Annotated in this window: 16 protein-coding genes; 8 read left to right on the forward strand and 8 right to left on the reverse strand. The window is 75.0% G+C overall.

From position 1 onward, the window contains the following. Positions 1-13 precede the first annotated feature (13 nt). From APR03_RS03515 to APR03_RS03535, 5 genes are all read left to right on the forward strand, one after another. The gene (locus APR03_RS03515; RefSeq protein ID WP_253832862.1) at positions 14-1132 is read left to right on the forward strand and encodes a diacylglycerol/lipid kinase family protein; all 1119 of its coding nucleotides are present in this window, start codon (positions 14-16) and stop codon (positions 1130-1132) included. 26 nt (positions 1133-1158) lie between these two features. Then, the gene (locus APR03_RS03520) at positions 1159-5511 is read left to right on the forward strand and encodes a hypothetical protein (RefSeq protein WP_253832864.1); all 4353 of its coding nucleotides are present in this window, start codon (positions 1159-1161) and stop codon (positions 5509-5511) included. A gap of 10 nt (positions 5512-5521) precedes the next feature. Next, positions 5522-6793, forward strand: a complete 1272-nt coding sequence (serS, locus tag APR03_RS03525) for a serine--tRNA ligase (RefSeq protein ID WP_253832866.1) — start codon at positions 5522-5524, stop codon at positions 6791-6793. 49 nt (positions 6794-6842) lie between these two features. After that, complete coding sequence (locus APR03_RS03530; protein WP_253832868.1) at positions 6843-7643, forward strand: HAD family hydrolase; 801 nt, start codon at positions 6843-6845, stop codon at positions 7641-7643. Positions 7644-7789: 146 nt separating this feature from the next. Next, complete coding sequence (locus tag APR03_RS03535) at positions 7790-8641, forward strand: HAD family hydrolase (protein WP_253832870.1); 852 nt, start codon at positions 7790-7792, stop codon at positions 8639-8641. A gap of 151 nt (positions 8642-8792) precedes the next feature. On the opposite strand, the gene map is transcribed toward APR03_RS03535, so the two are convergent. Then, on the reverse strand, positions 8793-9569 hold the full coding sequence (map, locus tag APR03_RS03540; protein ID WP_253832872.1) for a type I methionyl aminopeptidase: 777 nt from the start codon (positions 9567-9569) through the stop codon (positions 8793-8795). A gap of 293 nt (positions 9570-9862) precedes the next feature. Here map and APR03_RS03545 point away from each other — a divergent pair, with 293 nt between their 5' ends. The 3 genes from APR03_RS03545 (at position 9863) to APR03_RS03555 (ending at position 13289) form a co-directional block, all read left to right on the forward strand. After that, positions 9863-11245, forward strand: a complete 1383-nt coding sequence (locus tag APR03_RS03545; protein WP_253832874.1) for an ABC transporter substrate-binding protein — start codon at positions 9863-9865, stop codon at positions 11243-11245. A gap of 128 nt (positions 11246-11373) precedes the next feature. After that, the gene (locus APR03_RS03550; protein WP_253832876.1) at positions 11374-12366 is read left to right on the forward strand and encodes a carbohydrate ABC transporter permease; all 993 of its coding nucleotides are present in this window, start codon (positions 11374-11376) and stop codon (positions 12364-12366) included. Continuing rightward, complete coding sequence (locus APR03_RS03555) at positions 12363-13289, forward strand: carbohydrate ABC transporter permease (RefSeq protein WP_253832878.1); 927 nt, start codon at positions 12363-12365, stop codon at positions 13287-13289. Before APR03_RS03550 ends, APR03_RS03555 begins: the two co-directional genes overlap by 4 nt. Before the next feature lie 35 nt (positions 13290-13324). Here the strand turns inward: APR03_RS03555 and APR03_RS03560 are convergent, their stop codons facing one another. From APR03_RS03560 to APR03_RS03590, 7 genes are all read right to left on the reverse strand, one after another. Continuing rightward, positions 13325-13846, reverse strand: coding sequence for a methylated-DNA--[protein]-cysteine S-methyltransferase (locus APR03_RS03560; protein ID WP_253832880.1), 522 nt, complete (start codon positions 13844-13846; stop codon positions 13325-13327). Between the two features lie 52 nt (positions 13847-13898). Next, the gene (locus APR03_RS03565; RefSeq protein WP_253832882.1) at positions 13899-15485 is read right to left on the reverse strand and encodes an AlkA N-terminal domain-containing protein; all 1587 of its coding nucleotides are present in this window, start codon (positions 15483-15485) and stop codon (positions 13899-13901) included. A 63-nt stretch (positions 15486-15548) separates the two neighbouring features. Beyond that, entirely contained in the window at positions 15549-19940 is a 4392-nt protein-coding gene (locus APR03_RS03570) for an SCO7613 C-terminal domain-containing membrane protein (protein WP_253832884.1), read from the reverse strand. 91 nt (positions 19941-20031) lie between these two features. Further along, positions 20032-21108, reverse strand: coding sequence for an alpha/beta hydrolase (locus tag APR03_RS03575; protein ID WP_253832886.1), 1077 nt, complete (start codon positions 21106-21108; stop codon positions 20032-20034). Between the two features lie 223 nt (positions 21109-21331). Continuing rightward, entirely contained in the window at positions 21332-22303 is a 972-nt protein-coding gene (locus APR03_RS03580; protein ID WP_253832888.1) for an LppM family (lipo)protein, read from the reverse strand. 68 nt (positions 22304-22371) lie between these two features. Then, entirely contained in the window at positions 22372-23673 is a 1302-nt protein-coding gene (locus tag APR03_RS03585) for an MFS transporter (protein ID WP_253832889.1), read from the reverse strand. Beyond that, positions 23670-24275, reverse strand: a complete 606-nt coding sequence (locus tag APR03_RS03590) for a winged helix-turn-helix domain-containing protein (RefSeq protein ID WP_253832891.1) — start codon at positions 24273-24275, stop codon at positions 23670-23672. The genes APR03_RS03585 and APR03_RS03590 overlap by 4 nt, the downstream gene beginning before the upstream one ends. Between the last annotated feature and the right edge of the window lie 7 nt (positions 24276-24282).

Raw genomic sequence — 24282 nt, forward strand, 5'->3', positions numbered from 1 at the left:
GTACGCTGACGCCATGGAGTGGCAGGCCTGGCTCGGGATCGTCGCGATCGTCCTCGCGGTGCTGGCGCTCTCCGTCGCCGTCGTGGTCTGGACGCAGCAGGCGCGCATGCGCCGGCGCGGCCCGCAGCGGGCGATGGCGGAGGGGGCGGGGCCGGCGCCGCGGCTCGCCGTCGTCGTCAACCCGTCCAAGCCGGGCGCGGGCGGGCTCCAGGTGCAGGTACGCGCGTACTGCAGCGCCCACGGCCTGGCCGAGCCGCTCTGGTACGAGACCACCGTGGACGACCCCGGCCAGGGCCCGGCCCGGCGGGCGCTGGAGGACGGCGCCGACATCGTCGTCGCGGCGGGCGGCGACGGCACGGTGCGCGCCGTCGCCGAGACCATGGTCGACTCGGGCACCCCCATGGGCGTGGTGCCCGTCGGCACGGGCAACCTCCTGGCGCGCAACCTCGAGCTCCCCCTCACGGGCGTGGACGAGGCCCTCGACATGATCGTGCACGGGCGGACCCGCGCGATCGACGTCGGCTGGCTGCGCGTGACCGAGTTCGCCGACGAGCCCCGCAACGGCGACCACCCCAACCAGCCGGACCACGAGCCCGACACCGAGCGCCGGCACATCTTCCTGGTCATCGCCGGGCTGGGGTTCGACGCGGCCATGGTCGCCACCGCCGACGCCACGCTCAAGAAGCGCGTGGGCTGGGTGGCCTACTTCGTGGCGGGCCTGTCCCACATGCAGGCCCGGCGCATGCGCGCCACGCTGCAGCTCGACGACAGCGCGCCGGTCGAGGCGCGCGCCCGGTCGATCATGGTCGGCAACTGCGGCATGCTCCCGGGCGGCGTCACCCTGCTGCCCGACGCCGTGCTGGACGACGGCGTGCTCGACGTCGCGGCGGTCGACGTCCGCGGGGGCGTGTTCGGCTGGGCGCAGCTCACCCTGGAGATCGCCATGCAGGGCGTGGGCGTGCGCAACGAGCTGCCCGAGAAGCTGGGGCGCATCGACCACACCAAGGCCCGCCGCGCGCGCATCCGCGTGCCCGGGGGCGAGGAGGCGCAGGTGGACGGCGACCCGCTCGGGCGCGCCGTCGAGATCGACGTGCACGTGCAGGAAGGCGCCCTGCTCGTCCGGGCACCGTGACCGCCCGCGCCCCTTACCCTGGGCGGGTGAATCCCCGTCCCGCGCGAGCCGTGACCGTACCCGCAGTCCTGGTCCTGCTCGTGTCGGTGCTGCTGGGCCTGGGCGGCCCGGCGGCGTGGGCCGCGTCCGCCCCGGCCGCGCCGGCCGCCCCGGCCGAGCCCGCGCCCGTCGTGGTGGTCGGTGTGGCAGGACTGCGCTGGACCGACGTCTCGCGCAGCACCACCCCGAACCTGTGGCACATGATCGGCGGCGGCTCCGTCGCCTCCATCAACGTCCGCACGGCGGCGCCCGCGACCTGCCCCCTGGACGCCTGGCTCACGCTGTCGGCGGGCAGCCGCACGGTCTCGGCGGGCAGCGCGGAGCGCGCCGACGCCCCCGACGCGGCCGAGGAGGAGACGCCCGAGGCGCGCGGGGCGACGTCGTGCACGCCCGTGCCCCGCGCCACCGGTACGGGCGGCGACGGACCGGCGCCCGCCACCGTCGAGGGCTGGGCCGGCCTGCCCGTGCAGGACGACGACCAGGAGCCCGCCGTCGACGCGGCCAGGACCCCGGCGCCCGGTCTGCTCGGCGAGCTCCTCGACGAGGCCGGCGCCTGCACGACGGCGGTGGGCCCGGGCGCGGCCGTCATGCTCGCCCGGGAGAACGGCACGGTGGACCGGTACGTCCCGTCGCTCGACGCCTTCATCCGGGCCGCGGCGCCCGAGGAGGCCGACGACGACGGGCCCACGCGGCCGGCCGTCCCCGGGACGGGCTGGGGTGACGCGCTGACCGAGTGCCCCGTGACCGTCGTCGACGCCGGGAGCCTGCCCGAGGGGCCGGAGCGCGCAGCGGCCCTGGACGGCCTGGACGACACGCTCAGCACGCTGCGCGGCGGCCTCCCCTCCGGCACCCGCGTCCTGGTGGCCGGCATCGCCGACACCCCGCTCACGCAGCAGGGGCTGCAGGTCGTGGTCGACTGGGTGGCCGACGTGCCCCGCGTGCGCTGGCTGACGTCGGAGGCGTCGCGCAGCACCGGGTTCGTGCAGCTCACCGACCTCACGGCGACCGCGGCCGAGGCGGGCGGCGCGCTCCCCGACCCGGAGGCCGAGGTGCCCGGGCCCGAGCCCGCCGTCGAGGAACCGGCGATCGACGGCATGCCCGTCGTGGTCGGCGAGCCGCGGCGCACCACGGTGGCCCGCACCGTGGAGAACCGGCAGTACATCAACGTGCTGGCCGACACGATCCCCGCGCAGGTCCCCGCCTTCGCGGGCGCGATCGTCCTGTTCCTGCTCGTCGCGGTGCTCGTGCTCGTGCTGCCCCGGCGCACCGGCCGGCCGCGCCGCGAGCCCGGCCCGTACCGGCGGCGGCTCGCGCTGGGGTCCGCGCTGCTCGCGGTCTCCGCCCCCGCGGCGGCCAGCCTGGCCACCCTCGCCCGGTGGTGGGTCTGGCCCGCCCCGGAGTTCGGGCTGGCGCTGTCCCTGACGGTCGCGACGGTGGTGCTCGCGCTCGCGGTGCGCGGGCTGTCGCGCCTGCTCCCGCCCGTCCCGTCGCGCACCGCGCTCGCCGCGGCGGCCGTCACGTGGCTCGTGTTCACCGTGGACGGCCTCACGGGGTTCACGCTGCTGCAGGGCTCGCTGCTCGGGCCCTCGCTGGCCACCGCCGACCGGTTCTACGGCTTCTCCGACGTCGCCTTCGCGCTCTACGCCGGGTCCGGCCTGCTGCTCGCCGCGGGCCTCGCGGTCGCCGTCGTGCAGCGCCGGCCCGCCGGCCTGCCGGCCGGTGGCGGGCGCCCCGCCCGCGTGCCCTGGGCCGCGCCGCTGGTGGTCGCCGCCGTCGCGCTCGTCACCGTGGCCGTCGACGCCGCGCCGTTCCTCGGCGACCGGACCCGCGGGCTGCTGCTGCTCGTGCCGTTCGCCCTGGCCGCGCTCCTGGTGGTGCGTCCAGGACCGCTGGCCCGGTACGCCCGCGTGCGCCGCTGGCTCACGCCGCCCGTGCCCCGGACGGCCCCCGCGCGCATGGCGCGGCCCGTGCGCGGGGTGCCGTCGGCCGTGCTGGGCCTGTCCGGGGCGCTGCTGCTCAGCCTGCTCTTCGCGGCCGCCCTGCTCCCGGTGCCCGGCGCCGACGCGGCGGGCGAGGAGTCGGGCTCGCTGTCGGCGGCGTCCCCGATCGTCCCCCCGGGCGGCAGCCTGGTGGTCATCGGCACGCAGGGCCTGCGCTGGACCGACGTCCAGCCGTCGCTCGACACCGGGCAGGCGCCCGCGCCGACCCTGTACGGCCTCCTGACCGACGGAGCCGACGCCGCGGGCCTCACCCTGCCCAACGGGCGGGCCGCCCGGTGCCCCGACAGCGGCTGGCTCAGCCTCTCGGCGGGCCGCCTCACCGAGATCGCCGACGAGCGCGACGCCGACCGGCACTGGGTCTGCGACGACCTCACGGTGTCGGCGGCGACCGGACCGAGCGACGGGGCGGACGGCGCCGGCGAGGACGCGACGGGTTCCGGCGAGGGCGCCGGGGCTTCCGGCGCGGGCGGTGCGGACGACGCAGCGGCGGCCGACGGGCCGGTCGCGCCCCGGCCCGGCGGCCCCGCCGTCGTCGACCAGTGGGACCGCCTGCTCGAGCTGCAGCGCGGGTCGGGCTACGCGGCCCGGCCCGGCACCCTCGGTGAGGCGCTGGGCGACGCGTGCTCCACGGCGGTCGGGCCGGGCGCCGCCGTCGCGCTGGCGGGCCGGGACGGCGGCGTGGGGCGCTACTTCGACCTGGACGCGGCGGTGGCCGACGGGTCGGGCGCGTGGGACTGCCCGGTCACGTTCGTGGACGCGGGGTCCGCGCTCCTGGACGTCCGGGAGCGCGCCGAGCTGGAGCGCGAGCCGGACGGCCGCGAGCAGGTCGCGGCACAGCGCGCCGAGCTGGTCTCCGACGTGGACCTCGCGGTCTGGCGCGTCCTGGAGGCGGCGCCCGCCGACGCGACCGTGCTGGTCATCGACGTGTCCACCGTGCCGGAGCACGCGCTCGAGCTGGGGCTGGCGATGATGCGCCCGTCCGCGGCCGACGAGGGTCTGCCGCGGTACCTGGCGAGCACCGCGACCCGCACCGAAGGCGTGGCCCGGCTCATGGACGTGCCGGCCGCGGTGCTCGACGCCGTCGGCGTCGACCTGCCCGCCGGCATCGACCCGACGCCGCTCCTGCGCGGCGGGGAGCGCCCCGCGTCCGCCTGGCTCACCGCCGACGAGCTCGCGGACATGACCGCCCGGGACCACGTGCGCCGCGACGCGTACATCTGGCTCGTGGACGTGCCGTTCTGGCTGGGCCTCGGCCTGGCCGCCGTCTGCTGGTGGCTGCCCCGGCGCCTGCGCGCGCACGGCCAGGGTGACGTGCGGCCCGGCTGGCAGCGCGCCGCCGAGGTCGCCGCGACGGCCCTGACCGCGCTCCCGGCCGGCGGGTTCCTGGTGTCGCTGACCGGCTGGTGGCGGTTCGACCTGCCCGCCCTGGCGCTCCTCGGGGCCACCGTGCTCGTGACGGCCGCCGTCGCGGGGCTGAGCCTGCTCGCACCGCGCCGTCCGCTCTGGGCCGCGCCCGCCGTGGTCGCGGGCATCACGTTCGTGGCGCTCACGGTCGACGCCCTGTTCGGCACACCCTTGAACCGGGCGGCGCCGCTGGGTTCGGCGCCCACGTTCGGCGCGCGCTTCTACGGGTTCGGCAACCCCACGTTCTCCGTGTACGCCGTGGCCGCGATCGTGCTGGCGGCCGCGCTGGCGCAGCTCCTGGTCTCCCGTGGCCGCCGGGTCCTGGCGACGCTCGCCGTGTCGGTGGTCGGCGTCATCGCGATGGCGGTCGACGTGCTGCCCAACCTCGGTGCCGACCTCGGCGGCGGGCTGGTGCTCGTGCCGGCCTTCGTGGTGGTCGCGACCGCCGCCTCGGGGCTGCGGCTCACCTTCTGGCGGTTCACGGGCGTCGCGGCCGCCGGCGTCGGCGTGGTCGCCCTGGTCGGCGTGCTGGACTGGCTGCGGCCGCCCGAGTCGCGGTCGCACCTCGGGCGGTTCGTGGCCCAGGTGGTCGACGGCGAGGCCGTGTCGACCGTGCTGCGCAAGGCGCTGTACGCGCTGAACTCGATCACGGGCGGCCCGGCCGTCTGGGTCACGGTGCTGGTGCTCGTGGTGGTCGGGATCGCCCTGTTCGGTCCTGTGGCCTGGCGGCAGCGGTGGAGCCCGGCCTGGTTCGTGGCCGCGCAGGAGCGCTGGGAGTTCCTCCGGCCGGCCCTGGTGGCGATGTGGGCCATGGCCGTGCTGGGCTCGCTGGTCAACGACTTCGGCCTGCGGATCGCGATGATCGCGCTCATCCCGGCCGTGCCCCTGGTCACGATGGTCGCGCTGCGCACGAAAACTCTGGCACCGCCCCGATAGGCTCGACCCCGTGATCGATCTCCGACTTCTGCGCGACAACCCCGACGTCGTCCGCGCGAGCCAGGTGGCCCGCGGTGACGACCCCGACCTCGTGGACGCGGCCCTCGACGCCGACGCGCGCCGCCGCTCGTCCCTGACCGAGTTCGAGAACCTGCGCGCGGAGCAGAAGTCCCTGGGCAAGCAGGTGGCGCAGGCGCAGGGCGACGAGAAGCAGGCCCTGCTGACGCGCACCAAGCAGCTCGCCCAGGACGTCAAGCAGCACCAGGCCACCGCGGCCGAGGCCGAGGCGGAGCTGGACCGGGTGCTGTACTCGATCGCCAACGTGATCGAGGGCGCGCCCGCCGGCGGCGAGGACGACTACATCGATGTCAAGCAGGTCGGCACGCCGCGCGACTTCGCGGCCGAGGGCTTCGAGCCCAAGGACCACCTGGAGCTCGGCGAGGGCCTGCGCGCGATCGACACCAAGCGCGGTGCCAAGGTGTCGGGCGCGCGGTTCTACTTCCTCACCGGCATCGGCGCGCGCCTGGAGCTCGCGCTGCTCAACATGGCCATGGACCAGGCGGTGCAGGAGGGCTTCACGCCCATGATCACGCCCACGCTGGTCAAGCCCGAGACGATGCAGGGCACCGGCTTCCTCGGCGCGCACGCCGACGAGATCTACCGGCTGGAGAAGGACGACCTGTACCTGGTCGGCACCTCCGAGGTGGCCCTCGCCGGGTACCACAGCGACGAGATCGTGGACCTCTCGGACGGGCCGCTGCGCTACGCGGGCTGGAGCGCCTGCTACCGCCGCGAGGCCGGGTCGGCCGGCCGGGACACGCGCGGCATCATCCGCGTGCACCAGTTCCACAAGGTCGAGATGTTCAGCTACTGCGCCCCGGAGGACGCGGCGGCCGAGCACCAGCGCCTGCTGGGCTGGGAGGAGGCCATGATGGCCAAGGTCGAGCTGCCCTACCGTGTCATCGACACGGCGGCGGGCGACCTGGGCTCGTCGGCGGCCCGCAAGTTCGACTGCGAGGCGTGGCTGCCCACCCAGGAGCGCTGGCTCGAGCTCACCTCGACCTCGAACTGCACCACGTTCCAGGCGCGCCGTCTGGGCGTGCGCGAGCGCACCGAGGACGGCTCGACGCGCAACGTCGCCACCCTGAACGGCACGCTGGGCACCACGCGCTGGATCGTGGCCATCCTGGAGAACCACCAGCAGCCGGACGGCTCGGTGCGCGTGCCGGAGGGGCTGCGGCCCTACCTGGGCGGCCTGGAGGTCCTGGAGCCCGCGAAGTAGACCCCTCACGGTCCCCTGCCGTTCACGGGCGGATCGGTAGGGTGCCGTTGTGGCCCACGACTCCCCGAAGCTCATCGCCCTCGACATCGACGGCACGCTCGTCACGTACGACGACGTGCTCTCCGCCGAGGCGCGCGACGCCGTGGCCGCGGTCCGGGCGGCCGGGCACCACGTGGTGCTGGCCTCGGGCCGGTCGCTCATCGCGATGACGCCGGTCGCGCGCGAGCTCGGCATCGAGGAGTCGTGGATCGTGGCGTCCAACGGCGCGGTCACGGCGCGCCTGGACCCCGCGGCCGAGATGGGCTACGTGCTGGAGCGGGTCGAGACGTTCGACCCGGAGCCGGTGCTGCGCATGCTCAAGGAGGAGCTCCCGCAGGCGCGGTACGCGGTGGAGGACGTGGGCGTGGGCTTCCGCATGAACGAGCTGTTCCCCGAGGGCGAGCTCAACGGCGAGCACCAGGTGGTCGACTTCGAGGACCTCTGGGCGGGTCAGGTGACCCGCGTGGTGGTGCGCAGCCCGGGGGAGACCAGCGCGGAGTTCCACGAGATCGCCGCGCGGCTCGGCTTCGACGACGTCACCTACGCCGTGGGCTGGTCCGCCTGGATGGACATCGCGCCGCAGGGCGTGACCAAGGCGTCGGGCCTCGAGATGGTGCGCGCCGCGCTCGGCGTGGACCCGGCGGACACGGTCGCCGTGGGTGACGGCAGCAACGACATCGACATGCTGCGGTGGGCCGGGCGCGGTGTGGCCATGGGGCACGCCCTGGACGCCGTCCGCGCCGCGGCCGACGAGGTGACCGGCTCCATCGAGGACGACGGCGTGGTCGCCGTGCTCCGTTCGCTGCTCTGAGGGCCCGCTCCCGCTAGGGTGCCGTTGACTGATCATCAGTCAGGGCACAAAAAACCGGCGGGTCGTGCACGCGGGTGAATGTTATTCGTGCAAAGGTATGGAACCACGGGCGGATGCCTGTACATTTGGGCGCGATCCGTCGAAGGGTGACGGCGCTCACGGTGCCATGGGGGTACGTGATGATCCTGGACGACCAACCGGTGTCCATGCGGGTGCGCAACGATGCGCCCCACCTGGTCGCCCTCGACATCGACGGGACCCTGTTGGTCACCGGGCAGCGGGTGCCCGAGCCGACGGTGCTGGCCGTGCAGCTCGTGCGCGGGCGCCGGCACCACGTGGTCCTCGCGTCGGGACGGTCGTTGACGGGCATCCTGCCCGTCGCCCGGGAGCTGGGCATCACCGACGGCTGGGTGGTCGCCTCGAACGGGGCCGTCACGGCCCGGCTGTGCCCCACCTGCACCAACGGCTACATGCTGGAGGACGTGCTGACGTTCGACGTCGGCCCGGTGGCCGCCATGGCGCTCAGCCGCTTCCCGGACGTCCAGATCGGTGTCGAGGAGATCGGCGTCGGCTACCGCGTGAACCGGATCTTCGAGCCGCACGAGGTCAACGGCGAGCAGCGCGTGGTGCCCACCGAGGAGCTGGGCGAGCTGCCCGCCTCGCGGGCGATCCTGCGCGGCCCGGGCGTGCTCGACCTGCTGGAGCCGCTGCGCCGGCACGGCGTCACCGCCACTCCCGCGGGCCTCGACTGGATCGACGTGACTCCGCGGGACCTGAGCAAGGCCACGTCGCTCGAGAACGTCCGCTCCGCGCTCGGCGTCCCGGCGCACAACACGCTGGCCGTCGGTGACGGCGTGAACGACATCGAGATGCTCACCTGGGCCGCCCGCTCCGTCGCGATGGGGCACGCCCCTGACGAGGTGAAGGCGATCGCCGACGAGACGGTCGGCGACATCACCGAGCACGGCGTCATCCAAGCCCTCAAGACCCTGATCTAACCCCACCCCGCCGAAGTAGAACCGCAGCGAAGTAGAACCAGGGCGAAGTAGAACCGCAGCGCTGGAACTTTCTCGCCCTGGTTCTACTTCGCCCTGGTTCTACTTCGCTGCGGTTCTACCTCGCCCTGGTTCTACTTCGGCGGGGTGGGGGTCAGCGGGCCGTCAGGATCAGCGGGCCGTCCTCCGTGATCGCGATCGTGTGCTCCGAGTGGGCGCCGCGCGAGCCGTCCACAGAGCGCAGCGTCCAGCCGTCGGGGTCCGTGAAGATCTCGTCGGTGGTCTCCAGGAACCACGGCTCGACGGCGATGACCAGGCCCGGCTTGAGCGGGAACCCGCGGCCCGCGCGCCCGTTGTTCGGCACGTGCGGGTCGCCGTGCATGGTGCGGCCCACGCCGTGGCCGCCGAAGTCGGTGTTGATCGAGTACCCGGCCGCATGCGCCACCTCGGCGATCGCGGCGGAGATGTCGCCGATCTTGCCGCCCGGCCGGGCGGCGGCGATGCCCGCCTCCAGCGCGACCTCCGTGGTGCGGATCAGCGTCGCGTCGGCCTCGGCACGGCCGGGCGCCGGCTCGCCGACGACGAACGACAGCGCCGAGTCGGCCACCCAGCCGTTGACGGACGCGGCGAAGTCGATCGACAGCAGGTCGCCGCTGCGCAGCGCGTAGTCGTGCGGCAGGCCGTGCAGCACGGCGTCGTTCACCGAGGTGCAGATGACCTTGCCGAACGGCATGGCGCCGAAGGACGGGTGGTAGTCGATGTAGCAGGACTCGGCGCCCTGGTCGCGGATCATCTTGTGCGCGACCTCGTCGAGCTCGAGCAGGTTGACGCCCACCCCGGCTGCCTCCTGGACGGCGAGCAGCACGTCCGCGACGAAGCGTCCCGCCGGGCGCATCTCCTCGATCTCGCGCGGAGTCCTCAGCTCGATCATGTCCGTCCTTCCGTTGGGGCGCCGGGATGGTCTGGCAGGCACAAGCCTACGTCCCGGCGCCGCCCGGGCGATCGAACCGTTGCACGCGGCCGACCAGGGGATTCACCCACCTTGGGCAGGCCGGGTGATTGAAACGGTTTCGTAATGCAAGCCGGTGCTGTATGGGCTTGCATTGGACGATAAACCACGGTTGCGTTGAGGAAGGGCAACCTGGCAGTCTGCCGGGCCGTACCCGCATGTCACAGGGTCATGGAGCCCACGAAGCAGTGGAGGAGCAAGAGATGACTATCCGGATGGCTTCACGACGCCGAGCAGCCGCCCTCGCGGCGACCGGCGCGAGCCTCGCCCTGATCCTGACGGCCTGTGCCGACACCGGTGACGGCGGGGACGGTGGCGGCGGCGACGGAGGCGGCGAGGCGGCCTCCTTCGAGATCGACTGCGCGCCCTACGAGGAGTTCGGCGACCTGGAGGGCACGAGCGTCAGCGTCTACACGACGATCGTCGAGCCCGAGTCGGTCACCCAGACGGCGTCGTACGAGCCGTTCGAGGAGTGCACCGGCGTGACGGTCGAGTACGAGGCGTCGCGCGAGATGGAGGCGCAGCTGCCCGTGCGCGTCCAGGCGGGCAACCCGCCGGACATCGCGATCCTGCCGCAGCCCGGCCTGCTCAACACGCTGGTGACGCAGTACGACGCCGTGCTCCCCGCGCCGGAGCAGGTCGAGGCCAACGTCGACGAGTTCTGGAGCGAGGACTGGAAGGAGTACGGCACCGTCGACGGCACGTTCTACGCCGCGCCGCTGGGCTCGAACGTCAAGTCCTACGTCTGGTACTCGCCGTCCATGTTCGAGGAGGCCGGCTACGAGGTCCCCGAGACCTGGGACGACATGATGGCCCTCACCGAGGAGATCGCCGCGAGCGGCGCCATCCCGTGGTGCGCGGGCGTCGAGTCCGGTGACGCGACCGGCTGGCCGGGCACCGACTGGATCGAGGACGTCGTGCTGCGCACGGCGGGCCCCGAGGTCTACGACCAGTGGTACACCCACGAGATCCCGTTCAACGACCCGCAGATCGTCGACGCGTTCGACACCGCGGGCGAGATCCTGAAGAACCCGGACTACGTCAACGGTGGCCTCGGCGGCGTCGACTCGATCGCCACGGCGCCCTGGACCGACGCGGGCTTCCCGATCCTCGAGGGCTCCTGCTGGATGCACCGTGCCGCGAACTTCTACCAGACGCAGTGGCCCGAGGGCACCGAGGTGGCGCCGGACGGCGACGTCTACGCGTTCTACCTCCCGTCGCAGAGCACGGACGAGCGCCCGACCCTCGTGGCCGGTGAGTTCATCGGTGCGTTCACCGACCGTCCCGAGGTGCAGGCGTTCCAGACCTACCTGTCGAGCTCGGACTGGGCCAACGCCAAGGCCGCGGCCACGCCCGCCGGTGGCTGGGTGAGCGCCAACAACGGCCTCGACCCGGAGCTGCTCGCCACGGAGTTCGACCGCCTCTCGGCCGAGATCCTGGCCGACCCGGCCACGGTCGCCCGCTTCGACGCGTCCGACCTGATGCCGTCCGAGGTCGGCACGGGGTCCTTCTGGGCCGGCATCACCGAGTGGTTCGCCTCGGACGCCAGCAGCCAGGAGGTCACCGACGACATCGAGAACTCCTGGCCCACGAACTGATCTTGGTTCGCGGTCCGAGGTGACGCGCGGAGGCGCGGGGCATCAGGCCCCGCGCCTCCGTCGGCCCTCGGGCCGAGGCCGGTCCGGGCGGTGACGACCGGACGCGACTACCAGGATCTGGAGGATCCATGGACTGGCTGCTGAATGCCGGGGACGACCCGGCGCACAAGTTCTTGCTGATGATCATCGCCATCGTGCTCTTCGTCGCGGTGATGGCCCTGATCCTCTTCGTCGTGGACAAGCCACGGAACCCGTCGAAGTGGTTCATCGCGGGTGGGTTCGTCGGTCCGGCCCTGCTGCTGCTCGCGGCAGGTCTGCTGTACCCGGCGATCGGCACCATCGTGAACTCGTTCCAGAGGCGTAACAGCTCCGAGTTCGTGGGCTTCGACAACTACGCGCGGGCGTTCAGCGACCCCGCGTTCCTGCTCGTCCTCGGCAACACGGCCCTGTGGGTGCTGGTGGCGCCGGCGCTCGCGACGTTCATCGGCCTGGTCTACGCGGTGGTGGTGGACCACAGCCGCTTCGAGAAGTTCGCCAAGGCCCTCGTGTTCCTGCCCATGGCCATCTCGATGGTGGGCGCGAGCATCATCTGGCGCTTCGTCTACGAGTACAAGCCCGACCAGCCCGGCATCGAGCAGACCGGCCTGCTGAACCAGCTGATCGTCTGGCTGGGCGGCTCGCCCGTGCAGTTCCTGCTGGAGCGCCCGGGCAACACCTTCCTGCTCATGGTGGTGCTCATCTGGATCCAGACCGGGTTCTCGATGACCCTGCTGTCGGCCTCGATCCGCGCCATCCCCACCGACATCGTCGAGGCCGCCCGCCTGGACGGCCTGTCGGGCTTCGGCATGTTCTGGCGCATCACGATCCCGAGCATCCGCCCGGCGCTCGTGGTGGTCCTGACCACCATCGCGATGACCACGCTCAAGGTGTTCGACATCGTCCGCACCATGACGGCCGGCCGGTACGGCACGTCCGTCGTGGCGAACGAGTTCTACGAGCAGAGCTTCCGCCAGAACAACGCGGGCCTCGGCGCCGCGCTGGCCGTGCTCCTGTTCATCATCGTGATCCCCGTGATCATCTACAACGTGCGCCAGATGCGCCTGGCCGAGGAGGTCCGATGAGTACCACACAGCCGGCCGTGGCGCCCAAGGCGGTGCCGGTGCCGTCGTCGGTGGCCGACCGGTCACGCAAGGCGAAGAAGGCGCTCACGTCGCCGTGGGCCAGCACGCTCGCCGTGGTGATCGCGGTGATCTGGACGGTGCCGACCTTCGGTCTGCTCGTCACGTCGTTCCGGCCGGAGCTCGACATCCGGCGCAGCGGCTGGTGGACGGTGTTCGGCGACGCGTTCGCGGGCGAGGGCGTGTTCTCGCTGCGCAACTACGAGTCGGCGCTGTTCGACAGCTCGACCAACCTGATCGACTACTTCGTCAACTCGTTCGTGATCACCCTGCCCGCGGTGTTCATCCCGATCTCCGTGGCGCTCCTGGCGGCCTACGCCTTCGCGTGGATCGACTTCAAGGGCCGCGACTTCCTGTTCGTCGCGGTGTTCGCGCTGCAGATCGTGCCCATCCAGATCACCCTGATCCCGCTGCTGTCCGCCTACGTGGACACGGGGATCAACGGCACCTTCTGGCCCATCTGGCTGTCGCACTCGATGTTCGCGCTCCCGCTCGCGATCTTCCTGCTGCACAACTTCATGAAGGACATCCCGGCCTCGCTCGTCGAGGCGGCCCGGGTGGACGGCGCGGGCCACGTGAAGATCTTCTTCCAGGTCATGCTGCCGCTGCTCACCCCGGCGATCGCGGCGTTCGGCATCTTCCAGTTCCTGTGGGTGTGGAACGACCTGCTCGTCGCGCTGGTCATGGGCGGCACCAACACGTTCCCGCTGACGGTCCGCGTGGCCGAGATGGCGGGCTCGCGCGGTGGTGACTGGCACGTCCTGTCGGCCGGTGCGTTCATCTCGATGATCGTGCCGCTCATCGTGTTCCTGGCGCTGCAGCGCTACTTCGTCCGCGGCCTCCTGGCAGGCTCGGTCAAGGGCTGACCCACCCGCCCGCCCACGCCGAGGTAGTCACCTGACTACCTCGGCGTCGGCGTCTCGCGGGTCAGCAGGCTCTCCTTGACCGGCAGGCCGTAGCGGAAGCCGCCCAGCGAGCCGTCGGTGCGCAGGATGCGGTGGCACGGCACGAACAGCGCCGCGGCGTTCATCGCGCACGCCCCGGCGGCGGCACGCACCGCGGCCGGCCGGCCCGCGCGCGCCGCGTACTGCGTGTACGTCAGGCGCTCCCCCGCCTTCACCTCGCGCAGCACGTCCCACGCGTGCGTCCGGAACGGCCCGCTCGCCTGCCGTACGGGCACCCGCCCGGGCGCCCCGAGGTCGCCCTCGTAGTAGTCGCGGACGGCGTCCGCCGCCTCCGCGAGCACCCCGTCCGGGGCCGACGACGCCGCCAGCGGGCCGGTGCCGGCCGGGCCGCGCAGCGTCGGGTGCACGAGGGCGAGCAGCCCCGCCAGGTCGTCGGTCCAGCCCGACGCGAGCACGGCGTCGTCGTCGGCCAGGATGCTGAAGGGGCCGTCCGGGGTGGTGAGGGTGGTGGCGTACATGGTGTGCCTTCCGTCGGAGATGCCGGGCCCGGGCCCGGGAGAGCGCGGTCTGTCAGGCGGAGCGCCAGAGGTGCATCGCGGCGTACGAGCGCCAGGGCGCCCAGACCGCGCCCCGCCGGGCGAGCTCCTTGAACTGGTGGGGTCGGGAGGCCTCCGCGTCGACGAGCCCGAGGTTCCGTGCTCCCGCGAGCAGGGCGACGTCGCCGTCCATGAGCACGTCCGGGTCGCCGAGCACCCGCAGCGTCACGTACCCGGCGGTCCAGGGCCCGATGCCCGGCCGGGCGACGAGACGACGGCGCAGGTCGTCCGGGTCGTCGCCGACGCTGAGGGTCAGGCTGCCGTCCGCGAGGTCGCGGGCCGCGGCCAGCACGGTGCCGAGGATCCGGGCGGGGAGCCGCAGGTGGGCCTCGGCGGCGCTGCGGGCGGGCGCGTCCGGCGCCGGCCCGGCGATCTGCTGCGCCGTCGGGAACAGCCGGTCGAGGCCCTCGAACGCCGAGGCGTACGGGCTGCCCGCGCCGTGGGCCAGGCGGGTCAGGTGCGTGCGCGCCGCGGCGACGCTGATCTGCTGGCCCACGACCGCGCGGACCAGCAGCTCCGCCGGGTCGACGGCGCCGGGCACGCGGATGCCGGGCACCGCCGCGACCGACGGCGCGAGCGCCGGGTCGTGCGCCAGGGCGTGGTCGACGGCGACGGGGTCGGCGTCGAGGTCCAGCAGCCGCCGCACGCGCGCGACGGCGACCGGGGCGTCCGCCAGGTCGGCGAGCTCCAGGTCGAGCTCCACGCGGCCGGTGCCGGGCCGCGTGACCCGCACCTCGAACGCCCCAGGCCCGTGCGGCAGCGCCACGGTGCGGGCGTAGCGCAGCACGGTCGGCCCGAGCTCCGCGGACTCGACGCCGGGGAGCGCCCGGACGGCAAGAAACCGGAGCACCCCTGCCGCGTCGAACGGTTCCCGCACGGGCAGCATGAGTGCGACTCGCACACCCCCGCCGAGGTCGGTCCCTTGCCTCGAGATCGGCCCATCGATGGACCGATCTCGAGGCAAGGGACCGACCTCGCGGGCCGTCCGGCGGGCGCGCAGCTCCGAGGGCGTCGTGCCGAACACCTCCGACACGGTGTCGTTGAACTGGCGGATCGAGCCGAACCCGGCCGCGAACGCGACGTCCGCCAGGCGCAGGGACGTGCCGACCAGGAGGGCCCGGGCGGTCTGCGCGCGCTGCGCCCGGGCGAGGGCCAGCGGCCCGGCGCCGAGCTCGCCCACGAGCAGCCGGTGGAGCTGGCGCTCGGAGTAGCCCAGGCGGGAGGCCAGGCCGGACACGCCGTCGCGGTCCACGACGCCGTCGGCGACCAGGCGCATCGCGCGGCCGACCAGGTCCCGGCGCAGGTCCCACTCGGGCGTGCCGGGGGCGGCCTCGGGCAGGCAGCGCTTGCAGGCCCGGTACCCGGCCTCGTGCGCGGCCGCCGACGTGAGGTAGAAGGAGACGTTCTCGGCCTTGGGCGTGCGGGCGGGGCACGACGGCCGGCAGTAGATGCCGGTGGTGCGCACCGCGGTGTAGAACTGCCCGTCGAAGCGCGGGTCGCGCGCGGCGATGGCGCGGTAGCGCTCGGCGAACGCGGGATCACGGAGCTCGACGTCGGTCATGACACCCATCCTGCGCCCGCCGCCCCGCCCCGCACTAGCGGGATTCGGACACGGCAGCGGGGCTCAGCGCAGGTCGCGCAGGTACGCCGCCGCCCCGCCGTAGCCCTCGGTGCGGCGCTCGTCCAGCGTCGCGATGATGAGCAGCACGCCGCCGGCCGCCGCGAGGGTGAGCATCCAGGGCACCGCCGAGATCTCCGTGCCGAGCTGGGACACGAACACGATGAGCACCTCCACCGGCAGCACCCAGACCCCGAGCAGGAACGGGGACGCGAGCCGGCGCCGGGAGCCCACGAGCACCCCGGCCAGCGCCACGCCCACCACGAGCACCGCCCGCCAGGTCTGCGGGTCCGTGAACGTGGCGAGCACCGACGGGCCGAGCAGCGCGAGGATGCCCGGCGCGAGCAGCGCCCACGACCCGGTCCACCCGACCGGCCAGCCCACCAGGGTCGGCCGCGGCAGGTCGGCGGTGCCCGGCCCCGCGATCCGCAGGCGGGCCTCCCAGGCGCCGAGGGCGAAGGAGCCCGCCACCACGAGCCCCACGCCGAGCGGCAGGGAGAAGACCTCGACACGCAGCTCGCGCGGGCTCCAGGCGGCGATCGCCGCCGCCAGGGCCGCGCCCCACACCGCCCAGGCCGGGACGCCCGTGGTCAGCCCGCGCAGCAGCCGGCGCGCGACCAGCACGAGCAGCACCAGCAGGGCCACCTCCAGCGCCCACAGGGTGACGATCGCGCCCCAGTGCGGCTCGGCGTTCGCCACCGCCCCGGCAGTGAGGAAGAGCAGCGCGGGCGTGTGGCCCGCCACGTCCAGCAGACGGCGCAGGCGGGCCGACGGCGCACCCGGCCGGGCGCCCGCCGCCGCGACCAGCGCCGACGCACCCGCCGCGGCGGCCCACGCGAGGCCGGTCGCGAACCGGGCGCCCGGGGCGCCGAGCGCCGACGCCGCGACCTGCAGGGACTCGATCGCCAGTCCCGCGCTCGTCAGCAGCACGGTGCCGGCCAGCAGCGCCCGGGCGTGCGCCGCCCAGGACGCCGACACGCGCGGCCGGCGCAGCAGCAGCACGACCGTGAGCGTCAGCACCACGCCGGCCGCCAGCAGGATCCAGGCGCGAGGGTCGCCGGCCCCGTCGCGGAGGGCCAGCGTGAGGTCGCTCGGCACCACCGCGAGCACCAGGCCCGCCGCGGCCAGCCGCCACCCGTGCGCCGGGGCGCGGTCCGCACCGGTCTCCGCCGCCGACCGCAGCGCCGCGCGCCGGGCCAGGAGCGTCCCCACCAGGACGGCGCCGACCGCGGGCGGGAGCGTGTAGGCCTCGACGAGCCGCACGCCGCCGTCGGCCAGCGCGGTCCACACGGCCGCCGTGGAGAGGGCGGCGGCGAGCCACCAGGCCCGGGTCCGGTCGGGTTCCCGGGCGACCACGCCCGCCCCGATCGCGAGGAGCAGCAGCACGGCGACGGCGATGTCCGGGCCGGCCGACGGCCGCCCGTAGGCCAGCCCGACCGTGATCGCACCCGTGACGACGGCGCTCAGCTCGAGGACGCCGCGGACCAGGCGGGCGGTGGTCCCGGCGTCGGGCACGCGGCTCGTGAGGAAGCCCGCGACGCGGGGTGCGCCGCCCGCGACCACCGCGACCGCCGTCGCGACGACGGGCAGCAGCACGGGGGAGCCGCTGCCGGGCAGCAGCACCGCGCCGGCGCTCACGACCGCCACGGCAGCGGTGGGCAGCACGAGGCCCGCCGCGAGCACGCGCACGGCCGGGGCCAGGCCGGGTCGCCGGGTGAGCAGCAGCACGAGCTCCAGGAGCAGCATCGCGACCGCGGCGCCCGCGGACCACCAGGTGCGTTCCCCCACCACCGTGAGCACGCCGAGCGCGAAGGGCACCCCGGTGACGCCGAGCACGGCGAACCACTCGCCGCGCGTGACCCGCGGGCCGACCGTCACCGCCGCGGCCGTCAGCGAGGCGGCCGCCGACACGGTGCACACGGCCGCGACCCAGTCGAGCCCGAGCCAGCCCAGCCAGACCCCGGCCACCACCAGGCCGTACGCGTACGCCCCGCCGACCAGGCCGGGCGCGGCCGCGCGTGGGAGCGCCCCGCGGGAGGCCAGCACGAGCGGCACCACCACCGCGGCGGCCCCGAGCACCGTGGGCCGGTTCTGCCACGACCCGGCCGTCAGCAGCACGAGCGCGGTGCACGCGACGACGACGGCGGCCGACCGCCAGACCGGCGTCTCGTCCCCGCCGACGGGCGTGCCGCCGGCGCGGGTCAGCACCCGCGAGGCCCGGAGCAGCCCGCGGGCCGCGGACCGCACCCCGGAGACGACCGGGCGCAGCATCGGCCAGGCGCGCTCCGGCCGGGTCGCGGCGGCGAGCAGCACCGCGGCCAGCGCGGCGAGCAGCGCGAGCGACGTCGTGCCGTCGAGGTCCTGGTGCAGCGCCGCGAGCACGGCGAGCAGCAGCGTGGCCCAGGGCGCGAGGGCGCGCGCCACGCGCACCAGCAGGGACGTGCGGCCCTCGGCCGTGCCCGCCGCCGGGCCCAGCCGCGAGGCGGCCAGGAGCAGCAGGGTCAGCACGACGAACGCCGACAGGGCGGGCACGGCGAGCCCGACGGCGAGGAACCCGGAGCCCAGCGCGCCGCCGCCGAGCGCCGGCGCGGGCTCGCCGTCCAGCGGCACGAGCAGCACGCCGGCGAGCCGGGGCCAGGCCAGCGAGACGGCCGGGACCGCCGCGAGCACGGCGACCAGCCAGGATGCGAGCAGCAGGTCGGCACGGGTGCGCGCACCGGGGAGCAGACGGCGCACGCGCAGCGCCACCAGGACGGTCAGCGTGACTGCGAGGACCGCCCAGGTCAGCCCGGCCGCGGTGGGCAGCACCCACAGCATCGCCGCACCGTCGCCGGTGGCGAGGAACAGGGCGGGGACGGTGCCCAGCGCGCCGGCGGCGAAGGTCCACCAGCGGCGGTGCGTCCCCCGGCGGAGCACGGCCGCGACCACGGCCGTGCCGGCGAGCAGCACGGCGGTCTCGCCGTCCCCCGGGAGCGGAGCCAGCGCGGGCAGCGGCGGTACCAGCAGCGCGGCGCCGACGGCGGTCGCGACGGCCAGTCCCTGGACCACCTCGAGCAGCCGCAGCTCGGCGCGCAGCGCGGAGCCCACGCGCGGGCCGGTGGTGCGTGCGACCCACGGCCCGGCCAGCGTCACCAGGGCGACGAGCAGCGCCCCGGCGCCCACGGCCCAGGCCCGGGGCACCGTCGCGACGGGTAGCGCGAGCGCCGCCGGGAACGCCGCGAACGGGGCGGCGACCAGGCCGGTCGTGGCCCACGCGCGCACGCGCAGGGCATGGCCGAGAGCGATCGCGCCGGCCGAGACGCCGGCCCACCACGCGGCGAACCCGGCGGTGGTGAGCGCGGGGTCGGTCACGGCCAGGTCGCTGACGGCGTAGAGCGCGGCGCCCGGGCCGACGGTCCGGACCACCCGCAGCACGGACGACTCCCACCGCAGCGCGAGGCCGAGCCGTGCGCCCACCCGCGTCTGGGCGACGGTGCCGGCGTGGGCCAGCAGTGCCACTCCCACGGCGGCGGGGATCCAGGCCCAGGTGAGCCCGGCGCCGTCGGTCAGGCCGGCGGCGAGCAGCAGCGGGACGAGCGGCGCGGCGACGGTGCCGGCCGCGGCCCAGGAGCGGATCCGCAGCCGGGCGCCCAGCAGCACCAGCGCGGGCGCGACCACCGCGAGCAGCGCCGCCCGGCAGAGCTGGGCCGCCGCGCCGTCGACCGCCCCGGCCTGGAGGCCCAGCTCGGCGCACACCCACGTCAGCGCGACGGCGAGCGTGGCGACCGCCTCGGCGGACGAACGCAGGCCCGCCCGGCGCATCAGCGCCGCCGCGACGACGGAGGCCGCGGTGACCAGCAGCGTCGCGACGGTACGGAGCACGAGCTGGTCCGCGAGCGTGAAGAACACGAAGACCACGGCGGAGACGGCCAGGAGCGCGGCCCCGACGCCGGCGAGGATGGGCTGGAGCGCCACGGCGGGGCGGGGCGCGGCGGCCGGGCCGTCCGGCGTCGCGGCGACGCCGGGGTGCGGGCCGGCCGGGGCGCCGACGGGCGCGGGTGCGGCGAGGCCCGGGGTGTCGTCCGGCCGGCCGGCGTCCGCGGTCCGGCCGGTGTCCCCGGCGTCGGCCGCGCCGACGGTCGCCGGGACGGCGGCCGAGGCGCGCGTCCCGCCGTCCGCCGACCGGGCGAACCGCGCCGCGGCGGGCTGTTCGGCGCGCATCTCGTCGAGGATCCGCTGCCGGTCCCGGATCGCCCGCTCCACGGCGAGGGACGCCTGGTAGAGCTCGAGCCCGCGGGGGCCGCGGAGGTCCAGCGCGCAGTGCCCGCACACGCCGTCGTGCAGGGCGGTGCCGCAGGCCGGGCAGGTGCGGGTGTCGGGCAGGCGCCGCAGCGCGTGACTGACCCACGTCTCTTCCATGACCGAAAGCCTGGCGGAACCACCCGCGGACCGGGGACCACGCCGCGCGTGGACGTGGTCACGGTTTCATGCCGAATGTGCGCTTCGTCGGTCAGGTGTGGGTGTCGAGCCAGTCCAGCACCGTCGTCAGGTACGTCTCGCGGGCCGGGCGCGGGGAGAGCGCCAGGTCGTGGGCCCCGCCCTCGACGACCGCGACGTCCACCGGCGCGCCGAGCCGCGAGGCCCGGGCGTGCATGTGCGCGACGTCGAGCACCGCGTCGGTGCTGAGCATCTCGGCGGCCTCGCCGCCGTCGGGCCCGGTGCGGTCGCTGGTGCACAGGAGCGTCGGGCAGCCGACGGTCAGCCCGCGCCCGATCTCGCGGTGGCCGCGCCGGATCGCGGCCAGCCAGCCCGCCCGGACGGGGAACCCCTCGTACGGCTTCCAGCGCAGGTCGTACTCCCACTCGCCGCCCGTGGCGTGGTGCAGGGCTCGGCCGTAGTCCCCGCCCAGGCTGCTCACGACGGCGCGCGGCGCGATCCGGCCCAGCACGTACACCGCCTGCGTGGCCACGACGCGGTCGGACCAGCTGCCGCGCAGGTCGAACCACGGGCTGTTCAGCACCAGGGCGGTCACACGGCCCGGCCGGGCGTGCGCGTAGCGCGCCGTGACCAGCCCGCCGGTCGAGTGGCCCAGGAGCACGAGCCCGGTGTGGCCGTCGGCGGCGATCGCGTCCGCGGCGGCGTCGAGGTCCTGCAGGTAGAGGTCCAGGTCGTTCACCATGTTGGGATCGCCGCCCGACGCCGTCCACGCGTCGATCGAGCGCCCGTGCCCCCGCAGGTCGACGGCGTAGAACGGATAGCCCCGCCCCGCGACGGCCTCGGCGAGGTGGCGCTGGAAGAAGTAGTCGGCGAACCCGTGCACGTACAGCACCGGCGACCGCCCCACGCCGGGGCCGTCCTCGGGCACGTAGCGGATCAGGGTCGCCTCGGGAACGGGGTCGGCGGTCGCCCGCCGTCCGCCCCGCCGGCGCCCCGGGGGTACGGGCAGACGCAGCGTGCGGGCCTCGAAGCCCGCGCCCAGCACGTCCGGGGTCCAGCCGTGGGGCGCTCCGCTGTCGGCCCCGGTCTTGCTCCCGGTGCTGGGGTCGGTGCTGGGGTCGGTGCTGGGGTCGCTGCGCGTGTCGTCCATGTCGCTCCCGTGCGTCATGCCTGCGGTCGGCGACCCGCGGCCGCCGTCGGCCGACCGCGCGGGTGGCCGTGGGCCGACCATAGTAGGCGCGGGGCAGCCAGGCATCGGCACTGCGGCATCGGGCACGGCAGCACGGGGCACGGCAGCATCCGGACCGGCTGCGCCCAGCACGGCGGGCCCCGTGTCGCCGGCGGTGTGTGCCCGGCGGTCAGAAGCCGGGCGGTCAGAAGCCCGGCGGGAAGCTCGGTGGCCGGTTCGGGTCCGGCGGGGTCGGCTGCTCCTGCGGGTGCCCGGGTGCCGCGCCGTACGCGGCGGGCGTGGCGGGCGTGGCGCCGTGCGGCGCCGGGGCGGCGCCGTACCCGGGCGTGCCGTATCCGGCCGCGCCGCCGTACCCCGGTGCCCCGTACCCGGGCGCGCCGCCGTACGGCGCCCCGGGCGCCTGGACGTAGCCCGGCGCGGCGTCCGCCGGGCGCCGGTCCCGGACCCGCAGCATGGCCTGCCACACGATGACCCCGATGAGCAGCAGGATCACCAGCCCGCTCAGCCCGAGCACCAGCACCATCCACTCGGGCACCACGGGCAGGGTCACGACCTCCGTGGCCCCGGCCGCCCCCCGGGAAGCCGCGTCCCGGGGGCCGACGGCGGACCCGCGCGCGTGGATCTCGACCTTCTCGCCGACGGTGGGCTCCCAGCGCACGGTGTTGCCGTCCACGGTGCCGTTCGACGTCTCGACCGCGCCCGGGAACGTGATGTCCACGGTGACGCTCAGGTTCTCGATGGCGGCGGCCCCCCGCCCGCCGAGGCCCTGCTCGGTGAGGTCGAGCGTGCCCGACACGAGGTAGTCGCTGCCCTCGCGCACCACCTCGATGGGCCAGCCCACCTGGTCGCCCACCGCGCCGATGCCGGTGTCGGCGTACACGTAGCGGGTGCCGGTGTAGCCGTCCTGCTCGAACTGCTCGGTGCGCACCGCGTCCTGACCGGGGTCCTCCTGGTCGCGGGTCAGGGTGTCGATGACGTCGTCCGGTGACTGGCCCGTCTGGTCCAGGTACCGGTCCTCGATGGCGAGCACCACGCTGGAACCCGCCGTGTCGTCCGGCTTCAGGTCGAGCTCGACGCCCATCCGCACGCACCCGGACAGAGCCAGGGTCAGTACGGCGGCGACTGCGACGGTTCCGACGCGGCGGGTGGGGGTCACGGAGACAGCATGACGGCCGACCCCCGGGATCGAAAAGTCCGATCACGGGGAGTTGTCCCCATGTACGGTCAGGCGGCGAGCGGCACCGGGGTGCGGTCGGCGGCGGCTCGCCGCCGTTCCTGGCGCAGCGCGGGCAGGAAGCAGGCGGCGCCCAGCGTGCTCAGCCCGCCGGCGATCACCATGGCCGCCTGCGTGGACAGCAGGTCCGCGGTCCAGCCGAGCAGCGGGGCGGCCACCGAGTAGGCGGCGAACGACAGCATCGACGCCATGGACAGCACGGTGGTCCGGTTGCGCGCCTCGGCCTCGCGGTGCAGCAGCGCCTGGTACGCCGGGCCGCACGCGCCGTGCAGCGAGTAGGTGACCAGGTAGGCGCCGATCAGCCCGACGGGACCGAGCGCGAGGCCCATCCAGACCGCCCCCAGCCCGTTGAGCACACGGGCGAGGATCGCCGTGCGGGCCACGCCGAGCCGCGGCGTGGCGAGCCCGGTCAGTGCGGCACCGCCCGCGAACACGGCCCAGCCGGCGGCCGTCACGGGGCCGGTCACCGCACCTGCCGCCGCGGTGCCGCCGAGCAGCTCGGCCAGGCGGATCGGCTGGAACGTCTCGAAGACGATCATGCCGAGGCTCCAGAACACCTCGACCAGCAGCAGCCAGCGGAGCACACGGTTGTCGCGCGCGAGGCGCAGCCCGTCCAGGACCACACGCGGCGCCTGCCGCGCGGAGGCCAGCGCTCGACGCGCGCCTCCCCGGCCGCCGGACGGCGGGGTGTCCGCCGTGCGCGGCACCTCCCGGACCAGGAGGGTGACCGCGACGAGATGTCCCACGGACAGCACGGTGTAGAGGGCGTAGGGGAGGGTCAGCGCCGACCAGGCCGTGACCGGGTGCCACCAGACGAGCCCGCCGGACACCAGTGCTCCCGCGGCGATCGACACCCCGAGCATCGTGCTCTGCGCGGCGAGCGGCCGGTCGACGTCGGCCCCCGGCTCGGTCGCGTGCACCGTGTCCACGAACCAGGCCTCCAGCGGGCCGGAGTCCAGCGCCCGGAAGATCCCCGTGACGGCCGCGGCGAGGGCGAACGCCCAGAAGCTCTGCGCGGTGAGGAAGAGGGCGGCCGCCGCGACCTGCAGCACCGCGGCGGTGATCAGCAGCGGGCGCCGTCCGATCGCGTCCGCGACACCGCTGGTGGGCAGCTCGAGCAGGAACACGGTGAGCCCGGTCAGGGACAGCGCCGTGAGCGCCTCGGTGACCGACAGCCCGCGCTCGAGCGGGAGCAGCGTGGTGACGGTGACGATCAGCCCGACGGGGAGCCACCGGGTGAGCGTGAGCAGCAGGAAGACCTGCCGCGCGCGGGTGGGGGACAGCGGGGTCATGGCGCGTCCGTCCCGGGGGCGTCGTCGTCGGCCGGGATCTCGTCGGGCTCGAGGGGGAACGCCGCCTGCCAGAACGTGACCCGGCGGGCCCCGGGCTGTGGCTCGGCGTCGAGATAGCGGTCGAGCACCTCCTGCAGCTCCCGGCGCAGGGCCTTGAGCTGGTCCGGCGTCACCGTGACCCAGACGTCGCCCATGCCCGCGGCGTCCTGCCACTCGTCCGGCCAGGACTCCGCGACGTCGAGCCAGTGGCCGAAGTCGGTGCTGAAGAGCCGCAGGTAGTCCCGCTCCAGCCAGCCGAGGGCGGTGGCGGCATCCTCGTCGTGCGACAGCTCGGTGCGCTCCCAGCTGTGGGAGCTCGTGGCGGCGCGCCAGAGGCGCTGCTTGCCGGTGCCCTCGCCGGTGTCGGCCACGAGACCCACCGACTCGAGCTTGCGGAGGTGGTAGCTCGTGGCCCCCGAGTTGGTGCTGAGGGCCGCGGCCAGCGCCGTCGCCGTCGCGGGACCGCCCTTGCGCAGCGTGCCCAGCAGACGCGAACGCAGGGGGTGGGCCAGCACCTTCACGGCCTCGGGCGTGAGGCGGAAGTCGTCGTGGGAAGCGGTCATGCGTGCA

The sequence above is a fragment of the Promicromonospora thailandica genome, from assembly GCF_024171955.1.
GTDB classification, from domain to species: domain Bacteria; phylum Actinomycetota; class Actinomycetes; order Actinomycetales; family Cellulomonadaceae; genus Promicromonospora; species Promicromonospora thailandica.